The following is a 17,803-nucleotide window of genomic DNA, read 5'->3' as shown; positions in this document are numbered from 1 at the left end:
CAGATGAACATTGAAGATGCCGCCGGTTTATAAGGAATCCAATACATTTAATAAAAAAGAGCTAATCAAATTAGCTCTTTTTATCGTCTTGTGTTACCTTATGTAGCGTTAATATCTGGTAAGCATTACATGCCAACAACGGGATAATGATAAATACAGTTGCATTGTTGACCCCGATCTTCAGCACTCCGATAATCTCGAGGATGGTTATAGCTAGCATGAAGAACATTGTCGGAATAAGTGCATGGATGTTTGTATACTTCACTTTTAAATATGTAACAATAATTGCAGTAATTAATATACCAATTCCCAAGGTGAGATCCCACGAAAGGTTCTGCTCCCCACCCACAAAAGTACGAAGAAACATCAGCTCCAGCAGAGCAAGTACAGACAGTACAATTTGTATGTACTCCCACGTCTTTCTCTTAAATACCCCAACCCCCATATAGTTCAAGGTAAGATATGCGAAAAAGCCCAATTGGGAATAAACGCTGACAAGCGCGCCATATCCGAGCAATATTAACGGATATATCAGCATGTCAACTGCACCCTTAAACTGGATCGTACCTGTAGCAAACTGTAATACCAATCCTGCGATAACGGCTCCAACGGCTCCAACGAGCATGGTTTTCCAAAATAATCTTGCCCACTTTCGTAAGCTCAAATGCTTCCACCCCCATAAGTCATTATTTTACCAACGTTCACAATAAAAAACCATTCCCGCTTCGACATATTTCTTCGGTTCCATCACATACTATCTTTAGCATCCCATCAAAGGAGGACAACGGTAATGAAGTGGCCGTTTTTTCGTTTATGCATTATCTTCTGCGGAGCTGCCGCACTGCTTACCGCTTGCGGTTCCGATCAAGGATATTCATCTCAGCAGCTTGGCTATAAAGAAACGAAATCCATGGTTGTTGATATCCTTAAAACCGACGAGGGGAAAAAAGCGGTAGAAGAAGCTCTCCGCAGTGGTTCAGGCGGATCTTCCGGCGGAGGCAGCAGCGGCTCTATGGGCATGAAGATGATCTCAGCACAGTCCGGTGAAGAGATCCGGACAGCTGTAAAAGATACGCTCGTCTCCGAGGAATATAAAAAAGAACTGGAAAAGATCATGACCGATCCAAAATTCGCCGGCGAATTTGCAAAAGCGATCAGTTCAGAAAGCAAACAGCTTCATATGCAGCTCATCAAAGATCCAACATATCAAAAGTCCATGCAAGATATTATGAAATCCCCCGAGATCATGAAGGCATTTCTCGATTTAACAAAAACACCAGACTACCGCAAGCAATCCATGACAGTTATGCAGGAAGCGATGCAAAACCCGATGTTCCGTATGGAGGTCTTACAACTACTCAAAACTGTCGTACAAGAGGAATTGCAGCCAAAGGTTGAGAAGAAACAAGGCAAGCAAGGTGGACAAGAAGGCGGTCAAGGTGGAGGCAAGGAACAAGGTGGCGGCGGTGAAGGAAGTAGTGGTGGTGGTGGCGGCGGTGGTGGCGGTGGCAGTGGATAACCCCCATGTTACTTTACTCCGATATTTATACTTTCTTATCTCTTACCAAAAAAGCTCCCCTTTCAGGGAGCTTTCCTATTTCCAGCAATCGCTTAAATCATTACTTGGAAGCTGAACTTTCGAATTTGCTGGATATCTTGGCTGCAATCTCGTCATAGATATTAGCGCTTTCCGTGCCCGCTTTATATACGGAAGGAGAAAAATCAGGGTCTGCCGCAAGATTATCAGGCCCTCCCAACGGCAACTGCCCAAGCAACTCCGTGTGAAGTGTCTCTGCCAGCATACCTCCTCCACCGCGTCCGAAGACATAATCCTTCTCCCCACAATGGGAGCAGCTGTAATAGGCCATATTTTCTACGACACCCAAAATCTCATGTTCAGTCTGTATAGCCATGGCCCCTGCACGGGCGGCCACAAACGCTGCAGTAGCGTGAGGTGTCGTGACAATGATCTCTTTACTCTGCGGTATCATCTGATGGACATCAAGCGCCACATCACCGGTTCCCGGCGGAAGATCGAGCAACATGTAGTCCAGCTCACCCCAACCTACATCTTCAAAAAATTGACGCAACATTTTGCCGAGCATAGGTCCTCTCCATACAACTGGACTGTTCTCACGAATAAAAAAGCCCATCGACATAACCTTTACTCCAAAGCGTTCTACAGGAATAATAACTCCATCGTCGGTTACGTTAGGTCCCTCTTCAATCCCCATCATATCCGGTACACTGAAGCCATAAATATCAGCATCGATCAAACCAACTTTTTTGCCCTGGCGTGCCAAAGCTGCAGCCAGATTAACCGTAACGGTGGATTTACCAACGCCACCTTTTCCACTGGCTATCGCAACAAAATGAACTCCGGAATCCTCACTCAAAATCTCATTGTTTTGCATACCTGCAGCATGCCCTTTTGTGAGCTTCTCTCGGTCATGTGGATCTTCTCCAGCAGAATTTTCGAAAGGACGCATTCGAATATGTATATCTTCGGCTCCGAGTGCCTGTAGCAACTCCCGAATCTGTCCCTCAAGCTGTACTCTTTGCTCTTCATTGCTGTACGTTACTGACAATCTTACGGTTCTTTCTTTAACCACAATATCGCGAATTCGCTGCAGCGCAATCAGACTCTTTCCTGTCTCAGGATCCTGAATCGGCTGTAGAATCTCCTGTACCTGCTCTCTGCTTATCAGCATGACAATCAGCACCTCGGCTCTATGTAATGGCTATATCTGAATATTTCAATTCTTGTCTATTATACCATTACTTCGCCGTCTCTGACGACTGAATCACTTCTTCCCCTGCCGTATAACGCAAAATGCCTTTATAGACGGAAGCTGCTACTTTTCTTTGATATTTCTCATCACGCAGCATCTCCGACTCTTGGGGATGTGATAGAAAACCCACCTCTACAAGAGCAGACGGAATACGAAGCGCTTGAAGTAGGAACACTTTATCATCACTTTTAGCAAGGCGCTGAGTATTCTCTAGATTGTGTTTGATCTCCGCCTGAATCAATTTAGCCAAGTTTTTACTGTCCGCATTATTCTGTGGATAAAATGTCTGGGCACCACTCCATCGGTTGGATGGGATGCTGTTCAGATGAATACTGACGAACAGGTCAGCACGGTTATCTTCGATTAACCTGACCCGTTTCTTCAAATCCTCTGTTTTCCGCTTCGAGTAACCCTTTGTCTCCTCAGAAGCCAGATCGTAATCTCCTTCTCTTGTCATTACAACCAAAGCGCCTGCCTGTTGAAGATAATCACGCAAATAAAGCGTCACGGCGAGATTGATGTCTTTTTCAATTACGCCTTGCTTGCTGACGGCCCCCCCGTCAGGACCTCCGTGCCCGGCATCCAATGCAATCACTTTACCTGCAAGCGGAAGACTCCAGTACTTTACAGTTTTAGCACTCGGAATCTCATAAGACACTACGGCGATCAATAAAGCGAGCAGACCTATGCCGAATATCGTTTGTTTGATCCGTCTCCATGATATCCATAGCGTTACCTTGTCAGATCCCGGCTTGGACATAAAAAATCCACCTCGTCCCATGAGTGTTGTACTTCATGCATATGGGACAAGGCGGACAAATATGCCTTTCTTTATACCGTTATACGTTCCTTCATGCCTTCGATCAAAATCTGGGCAACTTCAGGACGGGTAAATTCCGGCGGTGGGCATTTCCCTTCACGAAGCAGCCCCCGTACTTTAGTACCCGAAAGGGTCAAATGCTGATCTTTATCATGAGGACAGGTTTTGCTCGAAGCCATATTACCGCATACAGTGCAGAAAAAGCTATGTTCAAAAAAGAGCGGCGTGATCCCTAGCTCTTCTGGTGTAAAGTGGCTGAATATCTCCTGTGCCTCATATGTTCCGTAATAATCCCCAACTCCTGCATGATCCCGACCGACAATAAAATGAGTGCATCCATAATTTTTCCGTACGATCGCATGGAACACTGCTTCCCGTGGGCCAGCATATCTCATTGCGGCGGGAAATACACCCAGAAACGTCCTGTTAGTAGGATAATAATGTTCCAGCAGCGTTAAATAACTTTTCATCCGCACGTCTGCAGGAACGTCATCTGATTTGGTTTCTCCAACTAACGGGTTTAAAAAGAGAGCATCGACGATTTCCATCGCACTCTTTTGAATATATTCATGTGCCCGGTGAACCGGATTTCTCGTTTGGAATCCGACTACCGTTTTCCAACCCTGATCTTGAAAATGAGCTCTGGTTTGGACCGGATCATAGTAGAACTGTCCGAATTTATCTGGTTGCGGCCGATGAAGCACCTCAATAGGTCCACCAACGTAGATGGAAGACCGCTCATACAATTTCTGCACGCCTGGATGTTCAGGATCATCTGTCTTGAATATTTTTATTGCCTCTTCTTGTAGATCTGCCTGATAGATGCTCTCCACGCTGATGACACCATAGATCACACCGTCTCGATCACCTACAAGTGCGGCCTGATCTCCAACGGAAAGTTGTTCAGCTATCTTCTCATCTACCGCGAGCGTAATTGGTATACTCCATACCGTCCCATTAGACAGCCGCATAGAGTTAAGGACCGATTGATAGTCCTCTTCGTTCATAAACCCTTCCAGGGGTGAAAAAGCCCCAACAGCGATTAAGTCAAGATCGGATATGGTCCAGGCATTAACAGGTATTTGAGGTAACTGATTGGCTTTATTCAATAAATCATTTCGTCTTTTTTCCTGCACTAGTCTCTGAATCAACGTCCCTCCGTGCGGCAGTATGGATGTCATAATGGTACCTCCCTGTGCTTTAATATTGAATCCGTACTAAAGACTGTTATTTATGGAGTCCGCATTCCGTCTTTTCATTACCTGACCAGCGGCCTGCCCTCGGATCCTCTCCCGGAAGGACTTCACGTGTACAATAGTGACAGCCAATACTTGGATAGTTCCGGTCATGAAGAGGGTTATAAATGACCTCATGAGTACGGATATACTGCCACACATCTTCACTGGTCCAGTCCGCAAGTGGGTTAAATTTCACCAAACCAAACTTATTGTCATACTCAACCTTCTTGGAATTCGCACGAGTCGGTGCCTGATCCCGCCGTATTCCTGTGATCCACGCATCATATTGAGACAAAATGCGGGTTAAAGGCTCGACTTTTCTAATGCTACAGCATTGATTAGCGTCTACGCTCCATAGTGACTCTCCGTACTGGGCAGTCTGTTCCTCAGGAGTTATTACAGGGGAAACACGAACAAATTCCATGCCGTAGTGTTCTTTCAGACGGTCACGTGTATCATACGTTTCTTGAAAGTGAAAATTCGTATCCAGGTAAAATATGTCGGTAGATGGACTGATCTTCTGAATGATGTCTACGAGTACAACATCCTCGGCGCCAAAGCTGCAGGCAAACGTAAGGTTAGGGAATGTCTCAATCGCTTTCGAAATAATTTCTTCAGCAGAAGCCAGTTCAAAACTAACGGCTTTGTCCTTAATCCAATCTTCTTTTTCCAACAAATTCACGGTATTCAGCCCCTTCCATTCACAATCCCTCTAAAACCTACTTTAATAGTATGAATTAAATACAGTATAGTTCATTTCTAATTAATGTCAATATGAATACATTTAAAATAAACGCAAAAAAGACCTTTCCGTAAAGGGAAAAGGTCTTTTGACTTTTTTCTACTTTGAACTTGTATCCTTAATGTCTTTTTTAGCACAGCCTAATTCCTTAAAAGAAAAAATTAAAGCCCCTGACCATTGAAGGCCAAGGGCTGAAATTCCTTGATATACAAGAGATATTAACGTTTGGAGAACTGAGGAGCGCGACGAGCCGCTTTAAGACCGTATTTCTTACGTTCTTTCATACGTGGGTCACGAGTCAGGAATCCTGCTTTTTTCAAAGAACCACGGAATTCAGGATCAGCTTTCAGCAATGCACGGGAGATCCCGTGACGGATTGCACCAGCTTGGCCGGAAATACCGCCACCATGAGCGATGACGAGAACGTCATATTTGCCCAGTGTTTCAGTCAGATTCAAAGGTTGTTTAACGATCAGTTTGAGAGTTTCCAAACCGAAGTAATCATTGATGTCACGTTTATTGATGACAATTCGTCCTTCACCCGGTACAAGGCGAACACGTGCTACCGAGTGCTTACGACGACCTGTCCCATAGTATTGTACTTGTGCCATGAAACTGTCCTCCTTTTAATTAACCGCGAAGTTCGTAAACTTCTGGTTTTTGAGCTTCGTGTGGATGTGCTGTGCCTGCATAAGCTTTGAGTCTCAGCTTCATTTTGTCGCCCATACGGGTTTTAGGAAGCATACCATGAACCGCGCTTTCGATCACGCGCTCAGGGAATTTTTTAATCAGGTCTTCAGCTACAGTCACCTTCAAACCACCTGGATGCATGGAGTGACGATAGTATTTCTTGTTAGTCATTTTCTTACCTGTCAGGACAATTTTCTCAGCGTTGATTACAACAACGAAATCCCCTGTATCCACATGTGGAGTAAATTGTGGCTTATGTTTGCCGCGGATCAGAGCAGCAACTTCACTTGCCAAACGGCCAAGCGTTTTGCCTTCGGCATCAACGATGTACCAAGAACGCTCAACTTCATTTGGCTTCGCCATATAAGTGGTACGCATGTATAGTTCCTCCTTGTTTTCATCCGAAAATTCTCATCAAATTTTCTTCATCTATCTTCGATCGTATGTCATACATTTTTTTTAAGTGATGGATAGTTCTTTGCGTTTTCTTAACCGGGGCTGTGGGAGAGCCGTCAAGAAAACACAACTTATATATTACATTAACAGCCTTCAAATCGCAAGCAATTTTTTAGGTTATTATAACGATTTTTACAGCTTAATCGAATAGGTCGCCAAAAACATCAAGTACCGATTTTTTCTTCTTTTTATGATAGCCTTGTCCATGCTGCGGGTATCGCTTGTCATAATCTGATTCTCTACCCGAAGGGCGGTAATTATCGTCATCACGGTAATGTTTACGGTCATCGTCATCATGCTTGTCGTACCATTCATTAAATGCAGGTCGCACTTCACGAACTTCAGTTAACAGCTTCTCGAGTTCACCACGATCGAGCCATACTCCTTTACATTCAGGACAGACATCGATCATGACACCGTCTTTTTGCACTTCACGCATACGAACATCATTACATACCGGACATTTCATCATAAAACCTCCTCATATTTTGAAAAATACGTGCTATAACCATTTTCAGGACAATACGTATTAGGCAAAATCGGGTTTCACAAAAGAAGTTATATCGTATTCAACATCCCAAAGCATTAACCCTGTACTCATCGCCGTAGGGCCAGATGCAGCCCGGTTTTTAGCTTCTAGTATCGCAGAGATGCTCTCAGGCGTCCGCTTTCCTTCTCCCACTTCCATGAGCGTACCCATGATAATTCTCACCATATGCTGCAAAAATCCGCTGCCCGTCACATACGTATGGATAATACCTTGATCTCTTGAACCTGAACGACACATGCTCGTGTCTGTCTCGATCCAAGCATCAAAGATCGTCCGAACGTGAGATTGCTTTGTGGATTTCCTTGAAGCAAAGGTTGTGAAATCATGAGTACCAATTAAATGGCGCAGCCCTTCCTCCATCGCAGCTATGTCTAGCCGACCATGATGATGGAACTGATACCTGCGGTTGAACAGATCGGGAAATTGATTGGCGTTAATCGTATATCGGTACGTTTTTTGTTTCGCCTCCCGACGAGAGTGAAACTCAAGCGGTACTTCCACCGCATCCGTAACGACGATGTCTTCAGACAGCCTTGAATTCAGCGCGATACACCAACGTTCTACCGGGATTTTGGACGCTGTATAGAAATTGAACACCTGCCCGCGTGCGTGCACACCAGCATCCGTACGTCCAGAAGCCGTAATCTTCAGCTTCTCACCCGAAAGTAATTCAATAGCGTCCTCCAATAAATCCTGAACCGTGTTTCCTCCAGGCTGGGTCTGAAAGCCATTATAATTCGTTCCGTCGTAACTGACCTTCATCAGAAGATTGCGCATGGTTACCCTCCTGGTTCACATCCTTAAGCTGCCTCCAAGTAGAAACAACTTGGCCGTCCTTGTAAGGACGGCTTCGTTACGGCATGAAATATAAGAAAAACATTTCTTATATTTAAAAAAGAGCCCCCAAGGAGCTCCTTTTCATCATGCCAGCCGATCCCTTGTGTTCAGCCGCATGACTAGAAGGTCCTTGTTTACGATGCCCCAGGGGTAGCCGAGATGAGCCGGAAACCGACTATGTTCCATCTCGAACCACGACCCGAGTGGTTAGGCTGAACTTATCATCCTTGACGGATAAACAAGCGTGGAGCCGGGCATACATAACTACAGTCACTTCAGAATGCACTGCTCACTCTTGAATGAACCGGATGCGTTAGCATCCTGATATTAAAGAGTGATCTAACGGGATCGAGTTAACTACGCGCGATCTACCAGTTCCAAGTAAACCATTGGAGCTGCGTCACCACGACGAGGACCCAGTTTCAGGATACGAGTGTATCCGCCTGGACGCTCATTGTAACGAGGCGCGATTTCGGAGAACAATTTTTGGATAGCATCTTGTTCACCATCAACTGTTTCGCGGCGTACGAATGCAGCCACTTGACGACGAGAATGCAAGTCATTACGCTTTGCCTTCGTAATCAGTTTCTCAGCGATCGAGCGAACTTCTTTAGCTTTGGCTTCAGTCGTTTGAATGCGCTCATATAAGAACAGGTCGGTTACCAGGTCACGGAACAACGCTTTACGCGCACTGGAGTCGCGGCCCAACTTTTGGTATGCCATGTGTTTTCCCTCCTTTGCTAGAACAATCTCGAACTATTCTTCCGTACGGAGTCCTAAACCGAGCTCTTCGAGCTTTTCTTGAACTTCTTCCAAGGATTTGCGGCCCAAGTTACGAACCTTCATCATATCCTCTTCCGTTTTCGTAGTCAGCTCTTGTACCGTATTAATGCCGGCACGCTTGAGGCAGTTGTAGGAACGAACAGAGAGATCAAGCTCTTCGATCGTCATTTCAAGCACTTTTTCTTTCTTGTCTTCTTCTTTTTCGACCATGATTTCTGCATCCTTCGCTTCATCGGTCAGACCGACGAACAGGAACAGATGCTCAGTCAAAATTTTGGCGCCGAGGCTGACAGCCTCTTCCGGCCGAATGCTTCCATCCGTCCAGATTTCGAGTGTCAACTTATCGTAGTTGGTTACTTGACCAACACGCGTATTTTCAACGCCGTAGTTTACACGGCTAATCGGCGTGTAGATCGAATCGACGGGAATGACGCCGATAGGCTGGTCATCGCGTTTGTTCCGATCCGCCTGGACATAGCCACGACCGCGACTCGCAAAAATACGCATGTGAAGTCTCGCACCAGGGCCGAGCGTTGCAATATGAAGATCCGGATTAAGAATCTCCACATCACTATCTGCACGAATGTCACCAGCGGTAACTACCCCTTCGCCTTCCGCATCAATTTCGAACACTTTCTCTTCGTCGGAATGAATCTTCAGCGACAAAGCTTTCAGGTTCAAAATGATTTCAGTCACGTCTTCCATGACACCAGGAATAGTGGAAAATTCATGCAGAACACCATCGATCTGAACAGATGTAACGGCTGCGCCAGGCAGCGAGGACAACAGAATGCGGCGAAGTGAATTCCCCAGCGTTGTGCCGTATCCACGCTCAAGCGGTTCTACTACGAATTTCCCATAGGTTCCTTCTTCATTGACATCAACGGTCTCAATTTTCGGCTTTTCGATTTCAATCACGCAAGTACCCCTCCTTCAAACGTCGCTCCTATATGAAACTGTCATCTTATCCAGTAATCCATGTAGTATGCCTAAACAACCATTCTTAGCAGATTGCACCGGATTTATACCACATTAACAGGATGACTTCATTATACGCGACGACGTTTTGGTGGGCGGCATCCGTTATGCGGAATTGGTGTTACGTCCTTAATGAGGTTAACTTCCAGACCTGCTGCTTGCAGAGAACGAATCGCTGCTTCACGGCCGGCACCTGGTCCTTTAACCATAACTTCAACTGCCTTCATACCATGTTCCATTGCTGCTTTAGCAGCTGTTTCAGCAGCCATTTGCGCAGCAAATGGAGTTGATTTACGGGAACCTTTGAAACCCATGCCGCCGGAGCTCGCCCAAGAAATAGCATTTCCGTGGGGATCCGTAATCGTTACGATCGTATTGTTGAACGTGGAACGGATATGTGCCACGCCAGATTCAATATTTTTGCGGTCACGACGTTTAGTACGTACGACTTTTTTTGGTTTAGCCATTGTCTGTTATCCCCCTTTCTTATTTCTTCTTGTTCGCTACCGTACGACGAGGACCTTTCCGTGTACGAGCATTTGTTTTAGTACGTTGTCCACGAACTGGCAATCCACGACGGTGACGAACACCGCGATAGCAGCCAATTTCAGTCAAACGTTTAATATTCAAGGAAATTTCACGACGCAGGTCGCCTTCTACCTTAACACCTGTATCGATCGTTTCACGCAATTTACCAACTTCATCTTCCGTAAGATCACGAACACGAGTGTCCGGATTGATGCCTGCTTCTTTGATAATTTTCTGAGAAGTCGTTTTACCGATTCCGAAAATGTAAGTCAAGGCGATCTCAACGCGTTTGTCACGTGGTAAATCCACACCAGCTATACGAGCCATTACGCTACACCCCCTTCTTTAACCTTGTTTTTGTTTGTGTTTCGGATTTTCACAGATAACCATTACATTCCCTTTGCGGCGAATGACTTTGCATTTTTCGCAAATAGGTTTCACAGAAGGTCTTACCTTCATGTTAATTACCTCCTCCAAGTTTTACGTTTGTAAAACCAGCTTCGAAAACTAGACTGTTGTTTTGCAGTCGCAAAACTGTTCGTAACCGCTGCTGAGTTTTACTTCAGTAAAACCGCTTCGCAGCTTTCCTTTGTTCCCCAGGGGAACGTCATTCTATTTACGGTAAGTGATACGACCTTTGGTCAAATCGTATGGTGATAATTGTATGACCACTTTGTCACCTGTAAGGATGCGGATAAAGTGCATCCGCAGCTTCCCGGAAACGTGAGCGAGAATTTGATGACCATTCTCCAGCTCGACTCTAAAAGTTGCATTCGGCAACGGTTCTATAACCGTACCTTCGACTTCAATGACATCTTCCTTGGCCACAGTTATTCTCCTTTCTGATCAGCATTGGATTTGTCGGATAAAAACTGGCTAACGGCGAACCGCAGCTTTCCATTCGTTACCCGACCGCTTTCTTGCAAACTGTTTACAACCTCACTACTTATGAAAGGCTGGGGTTCCAGATGAACAAGATTTTTCTTCTTCGCCTGGTCAAACTTGCGTTTGTTCCCATCCGCAATATTAACAAACTTGCTGTCTTCTATCGAAACGATGACGGCATATTGATCAGCATCTCTGCCTCTCAAAATTTTGACAACCTGACCGATCTGCAGAGTGATTTCATTATTCAAATCAATCACCTAATCAGCCAACTTCGTCAGAATTTCCATGCCGTCCTGAGTCACTGCCACTGTATGTTCAAAATGCGCACACAGTGAGCCATCGACCGTAACGACCGTCCAATTGTCTTCCAGCGTCTTAACATTGCGCTTGCCGGCGTTTACCATCGGCTCAATCGCGAGTACCATACCCGGTTTGAGTCTCGGTCCCCGGTCCGGAATGCCGTAGTTCGGAATTTGCGGATCTTCATGCAGCTCGGTGCCCACACCATGACCTACGTACTCGCGAACGACGGAGAATCCGGCATCCTCGATATGACGCTGTATGGCATGAGAGATTGTAAACAAGCGGACATCGGGTTTGATTAGCGCAAGTCCGGCATAGAGAGAACCTTCCGTCACATCCAGCAGACGCTGGGCTTCTTCGGTAATCTTTCCTACTGGGTAGGTCCATGCTGAGTCACCGTGGTAACCCTGATACTGTGCACCGATATCAAACGTAACGATATCGCCTTCGATTAATTTGCGTTTGCTTGGAAATCCATGCACCAATTCTTCATTAACTGATGCGCAAATGCTGGAAGGAAATCCGTTGTAGCCTTTAAAAGACGGCAAGGCGTCTTGGCTGCGAATGAACCGTTCGGCCATTTGATCCAGTTCCCCGGTTGTAATGCCAGGTTCGATATGGGCAGAAAGGAGTTTATGGCATTCAGCCACAATCCGTCCTGCTTCTCTCATCAGACCTAGTTCCTTTTCGGATTTACAAATGATCATTACACTTAACCTCGCAGTACGGACGCAATTTCAGCGGAAACCGCCCCGATTTCCTGTTCACCATCAATTTGACGCAAAAGACCTTTTTGTTCATAAAACGTGAGGAGTGGTGCTGTTTTGTTGATATATTCGTCCAAGCGAATGCCCACGCTCTCTTCGTTATCGTCGGAGCGTTGATACAGTTCACCGCCGCATTTATCACAAACGCCTTCCTGTTTAGGCGGATTAAAGATCACATGATAAGTTGCGCCGCAGTTCTTGCAAATGCGACGTCCGGTAAGACGAGCCATCAGCTTCTCACGGTCAACTTTCAGGTTGATGACATGGTCGAGTCCAGTATTCAAGCGGGAGAGAATGTCATTCAGCGCTTCCGCTTGCGAAAGGGTTCTTGGAAAACCGTCCAATAAAAAACCTTTTTCGCAATCGGACTGCTGCAGACGTTCTTCCACAATACCGATCGTCACATCATCAGGTACCAGCAGGCCTTGATCAATGTATTCTTTCGCTTTAATCCCAATAGGAGTTCCTTGTTTAATCGCTAGACGAAACGCGTCGCCTGTAGATATGTGAGGAATGCCGAATTCATTTACAATGGTTTCTGCTTGCGTTCCTTTTCCTGCCCCAGGAGGACCCATGAATAAGATGTTCACATTAGTCCCTCCTCTTGCCTATAGTAAGAACAGCACAATAGGTGCCGGAAGCAAAATTGACCACTAACCGGAACCTATCGACTATTTATTAATAAATCCTTTGTAATGACGCTTGATCAACTGGCCTTCAATCTGCTTCATCGTATCAAGCGCAACACCGACGACGATCAGTATGGATGTACCGCCGATTTGAACCGTACGTGGAAGTCCTGATAGCGCTCCAAGGAACACAGGAAGTACTGAGATAACGGCCAGGAACAGTGCTCCTGTCATTGTCAGACGGGTCATAACCCGAGTCAGATACTTCTCGGTAGCTTTACCTGGACGAATACCTGGAACATACCCACCGTTCTTCTTCATGTTATCAGCCATCTGGTTCGGGTTCATCTGCACGAATGTGTAGAAGAATGTGAAACCGATGATCATCAATACATAGAGAACCATACCAAGCGGTTTATCATATGACAGGTTCGTGGTAATCCACTTAGCCCAACCATGTGTAGACCAGAAGCTCGCAAGAATAATAGGGAATTGAAGCAACGACGATGCAAAGATAACCGGAATGACGCCAGCGCCATTGATTTTCAATGGAATGTGCGTGTTCTGTCCACCATACATCTTGTTCCCTACAACACGTTTAGCGTACTGCACTGGGATTTTGCGAATACCTTGCTGGATAAACACAACTCCGACCACGATAAAGACAAACACCAGAACGACTATAATAGCCTTCAGGGAATTCATGAAAACCTGGTTTTCTTGAATAAATTTCGACTCCATCGTTGTACGGATATGCATTGGAATGCCCGCAGCGATACCTGCAAAGATAATAATGGAAATACCGTTGCCGATTCCACGTTCCGTGATCTGCTCGCCGAGCCACATTAAGAATGAGGTACCGGCCGTCAGCACGATCGCGATGACGAGGTAATCAACGAAGGTTGCATTCGGAATCATTTCGGTTCCGTAAAGACGGTTAAAACCGACCGACATACCGAAAGCTTGAATCATACCCAAGATCACCGTACCATAACGGGTGACTTGAGCCAACTGCTTTTTACCGTGTTCCCCTTGTTTGGCCCATTCCGCAAACTTCGGAATGACGTCCATCGACAGCAACTGCACGATAATGGACGATGTAATATATGGAAAAATCGAAAGGGCGAAAATTGAGAATTGCTGAAGTGCGCCCCCCGAGAACGTGTTGAGGAAACCAAACAATTCATTCCCGGCCTGATTTGACTGAGTAAACACATCTTTGTTCACACCGGGAACCGGCACGAACGATCCGATACGGAATATAATCAGTACAAACAGGGTGAACAAAATACGCTTGCGAAGATCATCCACACGCCATATATTTTTCATGGTCTTAAACATTAGATCACCTCGGTTTTACCGCCGGCAGCCTCGATCTTCTCTACCGCAGATTGAGAGAACTTATTAGCTTTTACAGTCAATTGTACAGTAACTTCACCGTTGCCAAGAATTTTGATGCCGCTCTTCGTATTGTTTACGATTCCGCTCTCGACCAAAACTTCTGGAGTAACTTCAGTACCTGCTGCAAAGCTGTTCAGTTCTTCGATGTTCACAACCGCGTACTCTTTCCGAGTTGGATTCACAAAACCGCGTTTAGGCAGACGACGATACAGCGGGTTTTGTCCGCCCTCGAAGCCTGGACGTACACCACCGCCTGAACGGGAGTTTTGTCCTTTGTGACCTCGACCTGATGTTTTACCCGTACCGCTACTTGGTCCGCGTCCAACGCGCTTGCGCTCTTTGCGGGAACCAGGAGCTGGGCTCAGCTCATGTAACTTCATCGTTCGTTGCACCTCCTTAATATATCCGGGACGATCCCGGGACTAACCTTCGATTTCTTGAACTGAAATCAGGTGATTTACTTTCTTGATCATTCCGCGAATAGCTGGACCGTCATTATGAACCACAGAATGGTTGATTTTACGCAATCCAAGAGTTTTCACGGTCACACGCTGATCTTCCGGACGGCCGATCACGCTGCGCACGAGGGTGATTTCAAGTTTAGCCATGAGATTCCCTCCTTAACCCAACAGCTCTTCGACGGATTTGCCGCGAAGCTTGGCAACTTCTTCAATACGCTTCAGACGGGACAAGCCTTCCAAAGTCGCATTGACCATATTCATGGAGTTCGAAGAACCTAGAGATTTTGTCAAAATGTCGCCTACGCCAGCCAGTTCGAGTACTGCACGAACCGGTCCGCCAGCGATAACTCCGGTACCTTCTGATGCTGGCTTCAAAAGAACGCGGCCTGCACCGAAGTGACCCGTTACGAGGTGAGGAATTGTTGTTCCTACCAATGGAATGTGGATCAGGTTTTTCTTGGCATCTTCAATGGCTTTGCGGATTGCATCCGGTACTTCGCCAGCTTTACCAATACCTGCTCCAACCCAACCTTTGCCATCACCGACAACTACCAATGCGCTAAAGCTGAAACGGCGTCCGCCTTTTACAACCTTAGCAACGCGGTTAATATTTACTACTCTTTCAGTCAGTTCTAAAGTGTTAGGATCTACACGCAAGTCGTTTACCTCCTTTTGAAAATGTCTTAGAATTCAAGGCCTGCTTCGCGAGCTGCTTCAGCCAATGCTTGAATACGTCCGTGATACAAATATCCACCACGATCAAATACGATCGATTTATAACCTTTGTCTGCTGCACGTTTTGCAACGAGTTCGCCGACTTTACGAGCAGACTCAACGCTGCCGCCGTTATTGATGCCGCTGCTCAATTCTTTATCCAATGTAGAAGCCGATGCCAAAGTCACGCCGGCCACGTCATCGATCAGTTGAGCATAAATGTGTTTCGAAGAACGGAACACATTCAGGCGAGGACGCTCTGCAGTGCCCTGAATTTTCTTACGCACACGCAGATGTCTTTTCAAACGTGCTTTATTCTTGTCTTGTTTCGTGATCATGCTTCCCTTTCACTCCCTTCAGTTTTGCCTTAACAGCTTCACTTTAAGACTCATGGGGTAAGTAAGGACAAACAGGCTAGCAAGCAACCCGGGTAATCCCGAAGCTTACTACCTTATTTCTTCTTACCGGCCTTACCTTCCTTACGGATAATGCGTTCACCTTCATATTTAATCCCTTTACCTTTGTAAGGCTCAGGCTCACGTACGGAACGGATTTTAGCTGCGTATGCACCTACGCGCTCTTTATCGATTCCTTTGACGATGATCTTCGTGTTGGAAGGTAATTCAAACTCGATTCCTGCTTCCGGTGTAATTTCAACCGGGTGGGAGTAACCCACGTTCAGAACGATTTTATCTCCGGATTTGCTTGCGCGGTATCCGACACCAACCAATTCAAGGTTTTTCGCGAATCCTTCAGTCACGCCGCTTACCATGTTCGAGACAACGCTGCGGGTCGTGCCGTGAAGAGAACGATGAGTTTTGTTGTCGGAAGGCCGAACAACAGAGATTTCGTTGTTTTCTACTGTAATCTGCATATCTTTGTGCAGTTCACGAGTCAGGGTACCTTTCGGTCCTTTAACAGTGATTACAGAGTTATCCAGTGTGACTTCCACACCGCTTGGGATAGCAATTGGTTTACGACCAATACGGGACATTCATTGCACCTCCTATCTTGTGACGTTTATTACCATACGTAGCAGAGAACTTCTCCGCCGGCTTTGGCTTGACGAGCTTCTTTGTCGGTCATAACTCCCTTAGACGTGGAGATGATCGCGATACCCAGTCCGCCGAGAACACGAGGCACTTCATTGCTTTTCGTGTACACGCGAAGACCTGGTTTACTGATTCTTTTCAGACCTGTGATGACGCGTTCGTTGTTGGAACCATACTTCAAGAAAACACGGATGATCCCTTGTTTGTTATCTTCCACAAATTCCGCATCACGGATGAAACCTTCACGCTTCAAGATGTCAGCGATTTGTTTCTTAATCGTTGAGGCAGGCATTTCTACCGTCTCGTGACGCACCGTATTAGCGTTACGAATACGAGTAAGCATATCTGCAATTGGATCGGACATAGTCATGTGTGGTAAACCTCCTTCCCGGTTATAAACTTCTTACCAGCTTGCTTTTTTCACGCCAGGAATCTGGCCTTTATAAGCTAATTCACGGAAACAAATTCTGCATATTTTGAACTTCTGCAGTACCGAATGTGGACGACCACAACGCTCACAACGGGTATAAGCCCGTACTTTGAACTTAGGTGTGCGTTGTTGTTTAACTTTCATCGAAGTTTTTGCCACTTAGCCTGACACCTCCTAAATAGTTTCGGAGAAACCGTCTTATTTCGCGAAAGGCATGCCCATTTGAGCAAGCAGTTCACGGGACTCTTCGTCAGTTTTAGCCGTTGTTACGATTACGATATCCATACCACGAACTTTATCTACTTTATCATACTCGATCTCAGGGAAGATGAGTTGTTCTTTCAAACCGAGTGTGTAGTTACCACGTCCGTCGAAAGCTTTAGTAGATACGCCATGGAAGTCGCGTACGCGTGGAAGCGTAACATTGAACAACTTATCGAGGAAGTAATACATACGCTCGCCGCGCAGTGTTACTTTAACGCCGATTGGCATATTTTCACGCAATTTGAATCCGGCGATGGATTTCTTTGCACGTGTGATAACTGGTTTTTGACCAGCGATCATTTGCATGTCGCTCACAGCGGAATCAAGTACTTTAGAGTTAGCTACAGCGTCACCTACACCCATGTTGATGACAACTTTCTCAATTTTAGGCACTTGCATTACCGATTTATAGCTGAACTTCTGCATCAAGGCAGGAGTGACTTCGTTCAGAAAACGTTCTTTCATTCTTATTGCCATGAT

Annotated in this window: 29 protein-coding genes (1 of these 29 cut by a window edge); 2 read left to right on the top strand and 27 right to left on the bottom strand. The window is 45.9% G+C overall.

What is annotated here, in order from left to right; all coding sequences use genetic code 11:
* Positions 1–33: the end of a polysaccharide deacetylase family sporulation protein PdaB gene (pdaB, locus tag AC2TF5_RS02945; protein WP_491300809.1), read on the top strand. 771 nt of this gene lie to the left of the window's left edge; 33 of the gene's 804 nt are visible here — the last part of the coding sequence; the start codon falls outside the window, past its left edge; it ends in the stop codon at positions 31–33.
* 37 nt (positions 34–70) lie between these two features.
* Here the strand turns inward: pdaB and AC2TF5_RS02940 are convergent, their stop codons facing one another.
* The gene (locus AC2TF5_RS02940; protein ID WP_491300808.1) at positions 71–664 is read right to left on the bottom strand and encodes a KinB-signaling pathway activation protein; all 594 of its coding nucleotides are present in this window, start codon (positions 662–664) and stop codon (positions 71–73) included.
* A gap of 126 nt (positions 665–790) precedes the next feature.
* On the opposite strand from AC2TF5_RS02940, the gene gerD reads away from it, so the two are divergent.
* The gene (gene gerD / locus AC2TF5_RS02935) at positions 791–1,519 is read left to right on the top strand and encodes a spore germination lipoprotein GerD (RefSeq protein ID WP_491300807.1); all 729 of its coding nucleotides are present in this window, start codon (positions 791–793) and stop codon (positions 1,517–1,519) included.
* A 100-nt stretch (positions 1,520–1,619) separates the two neighbouring features.
* On the opposite strand, the gene AC2TF5_RS02930 is transcribed toward gerD, so the two are convergent.
* From AC2TF5_RS02930 to rplE, 26 genes are all read right to left on the bottom strand, one after another.
* Complete coding sequence (locus tag AC2TF5_RS02930) at positions 1,620–2,708, bottom strand: Mrp/NBP35 family ATP-binding protein (RefSeq protein ID WP_491302792.1); 1,089 nt, start codon at positions 2,706–2,708, stop codon at positions 1,620–1,622.
* 70 nt (positions 2,709–2,778) lie between these two features.
* Positions 2,779–3,552, bottom strand: a complete 774-nt coding sequence (gene cwlD, locus AC2TF5_RS02925) for an N-acetylmuramoyl-L-alanine amidase CwlD (protein ID WP_491300806.1) — start codon at positions 3,550–3,552, stop codon at positions 2,779–2,781.
* Between the two features lie 71 nt (positions 3,553–3,623).
* On the bottom strand, positions 3,624–4,793 hold the full coding sequence (gene sat / locus AC2TF5_RS02920; protein WP_491300805.1) for a sulfate adenylyltransferase: 1,170 nt from the start codon (positions 4,791–4,793) through the stop codon (positions 3,624–3,626).
* Between the two features lie 46 nt (positions 4,794–4,839).
* Positions 4,840–5,532 carry a phosphoadenylyl-sulfate reductase gene (locus tag AC2TF5_RS02915; RefSeq protein ID WP_491300804.1) on the bottom strand — a complete coding sequence of 231 codons (693 nt, stop codon included), beginning with the start codon at positions 5,530–5,532 and terminating at the stop codon, positions 4,840–4,842.
* Between the two features lie 278 nt (positions 5,533–5,810).
* Entirely contained in the window at positions 5,811–6,203 is a 393-nt protein-coding gene (rpsI, locus tag AC2TF5_RS02910; protein WP_491300803.1) for a 30S ribosomal protein S9, read from the bottom strand.
* A gap of 19 nt (positions 6,204–6,222) precedes the next feature.
* Positions 6,223–6,660 carry a 50S ribosomal protein L13 gene (gene rplM, locus AC2TF5_RS02905; protein ID WP_208917629.1) on the bottom strand — a complete coding sequence of 146 codons (438 nt, stop codon included), beginning with the start codon at positions 6,658–6,660 and terminating at the stop codon, positions 6,223–6,225.
* A gap of 217 nt (positions 6,661–6,877) precedes the next feature.
* Complete coding sequence (locus AC2TF5_RS02900) at positions 6,878–7,207, bottom strand: TFIIB-type zinc ribbon-containing protein (protein ID WP_208920053.1); 330 nt, start codon at positions 7,205–7,207, stop codon at positions 6,878–6,880.
* Between the two features lie 60 nt (positions 7,208–7,267).
* On the bottom strand, positions 7,268–8,065 hold the full coding sequence (gene truA / locus AC2TF5_RS02895) for a tRNA pseudouridine(38-40) synthase TruA (protein ID WP_491300802.1): 798 nt from the start codon (positions 8,063–8,065) through the stop codon (positions 7,268–7,270).
* Between the two features lie 417 nt (positions 8,066–8,482).
* Positions 8,483–8,848: a 50S ribosomal protein L17 gene (rplQ, locus tag AC2TF5_RS02890; RefSeq protein ID WP_491300801.1), complete on the bottom strand. Its 366-nt coding sequence runs from the start codon at positions 8,846–8,848 to the stop codon at positions 8,483–8,485.
* Between the two features lie 33 nt (positions 8,849–8,881).
* Positions 8,882–9,826 (bottom strand): DNA-directed RNA polymerase subunit alpha, encoded by a 945-nt coding sequence (locus tag AC2TF5_RS02885; RefSeq protein ID WP_208917626.1) that lies wholly within the window; start codon positions 9,824–9,826, stop codon positions 8,882–8,884.
* A 131-nt stretch (positions 9,827–9,957) separates the two neighbouring features.
* Positions 9,958–10,353 (bottom strand): 30S ribosomal protein S11, encoded by a 396-nt coding sequence (gene rpsK / locus AC2TF5_RS02880; protein ID WP_054956043.1) that lies wholly within the window; start codon positions 10,351–10,353, stop codon positions 9,958–9,960.
* Between the two features lie 19 nt (positions 10,354–10,372).
* Positions 10,373–10,741 (bottom strand): 30S ribosomal protein S13, encoded by a 369-nt coding sequence (rpsM, locus tag AC2TF5_RS02875; protein ID WP_208917625.1) that lies wholly within the window; start codon positions 10,739–10,741, stop codon positions 10,373–10,375.
* Positions 10,742–10,759: 18 nt separating this feature from the next.
* Entirely contained in the window at positions 10,760–10,873 is a 114-nt protein-coding gene (gene rpmJ / locus AC2TF5_RS02870) for a 50S ribosomal protein L36 (protein ID WP_003333770.1), read from the bottom strand.
* A gap of 153 nt (positions 10,874–11,026) precedes the next feature.
* Entirely contained in the window at positions 11,027–11,242 is a 216-nt protein-coding gene (gene infA / locus AC2TF5_RS02865) for a translation initiation factor IF-1 (RefSeq protein WP_054956046.1), read from the bottom strand.
* A 2-nt stretch (positions 11,243–11,244) separates the two neighbouring features.
* On the bottom strand, positions 11,245–11,550 hold the full coding sequence (locus AC2TF5_RS02860; RefSeq protein ID WP_491300800.1) for a KOW motif-containing protein: 306 nt from the start codon (positions 11,548–11,550) through the stop codon (positions 11,245–11,247).
* Positions 11,551–11,559: 9 nt separating this feature from the next.
* On the bottom strand, positions 11,560–12,312 hold the full coding sequence (gene map, locus AC2TF5_RS02855; protein ID WP_491300799.1) for a type I methionyl aminopeptidase: 753 nt from the start codon (positions 12,310–12,312) through the stop codon (positions 11,560–11,562).
* A gap of 5 nt (positions 12,313–12,317) precedes the next feature.
* A complete protein-coding gene (locus AC2TF5_RS02850) occupies positions 12,318–12,962 on the bottom strand; it encodes an adenylate kinase (protein WP_208917621.1) in 645 nt (214 codons plus the stop codon).
* Positions 12,963–13,043: 81 nt separating this feature from the next.
* The gene (gene secY, locus AC2TF5_RS02845) at positions 13,044–14,342 is read right to left on the bottom strand and encodes a preprotein translocase subunit SecY (RefSeq protein WP_491300798.1); all 1,299 of its coding nucleotides are present in this window, start codon (positions 14,340–14,342) and stop codon (positions 13,044–13,046) included.
* Entirely contained in the window at positions 14,342–14,782 is a 441-nt protein-coding gene (rplO, locus tag AC2TF5_RS02840; protein WP_208917619.1) for a 50S ribosomal protein L15, read from the bottom strand. Before rplO ends, secY begins: the two co-directional genes overlap by 1 nt.
* A 42-nt stretch (positions 14,783–14,824) precedes the next feature.
* On the bottom strand, positions 14,825–15,010 hold the full coding sequence (gene rpmD / locus AC2TF5_RS02835) for a 50S ribosomal protein L30 (protein ID WP_491300797.1): 186 nt from the start codon (positions 15,008–15,010) through the stop codon (positions 14,825–14,827).
* A gap of 12 nt (positions 15,011–15,022) precedes the next feature.
* Positions 15,023–15,520: a 30S ribosomal protein S5 gene (rpsE, locus tag AC2TF5_RS02830; RefSeq protein WP_208917617.1), complete on the bottom strand. Its 498-nt coding sequence runs from the start codon at positions 15,518–15,520 to the stop codon at positions 15,023–15,025.
* Between the two features lie 26 nt (positions 15,521–15,546).
* The gene (gene rplR / locus AC2TF5_RS02825) at positions 15,547–15,915 is read right to left on the bottom strand and encodes a 50S ribosomal protein L18 (RefSeq protein ID WP_208917616.1); all 369 of its coding nucleotides are present in this window, start codon (positions 15,913–15,915) and stop codon (positions 15,547–15,549) included.
* 113 nt (positions 15,916–16,028) lie between these two features.
* A complete protein-coding gene (rplF, locus tag AC2TF5_RS02820; protein WP_208917615.1) occupies positions 16,029–16,571 on the bottom strand; it encodes a 50S ribosomal protein L6 in 543 nt (180 codons plus the stop codon).
* 29 nt (positions 16,572–16,600) lie between these two features.
* Positions 16,601–16,999, bottom strand: coding sequence for a 30S ribosomal protein S8 (gene rpsH, locus AC2TF5_RS02815; protein WP_007132557.1), 399 nt, complete (start codon positions 16,997–16,999; stop codon positions 16,601–16,603).
* A gap of 33 nt (positions 17,000–17,032) precedes the next feature.
* Positions 17,033–17,218: a type Z 30S ribosomal protein S14 gene (locus AC2TF5_RS02810; protein ID WP_013312154.1), complete on the bottom strand. Its 186-nt coding sequence runs from the start codon at positions 17,216–17,218 to the stop codon at positions 17,033–17,035.
* A gap of 39 nt (positions 17,219–17,257) precedes the next feature.
* Positions 17,258–17,800, bottom strand: coding sequence for a 50S ribosomal protein L5 (gene rplE, locus AC2TF5_RS02805; protein WP_491300796.1), 543 nt, complete (start codon positions 17,798–17,800; stop codon positions 17,258–17,260).
* Between the last annotated feature and the right edge of the window lie 3 nt (positions 17,801–17,803).

The sequence above is a fragment of the Paenibacillus sp. JNUCC 34 genome (assembly GCF_058269055.1).
The sequence above is the reverse complement of the archived record's forward strand: the minus strand, read 5'-3'. Positions and strand labels throughout refer to the sequence as shown.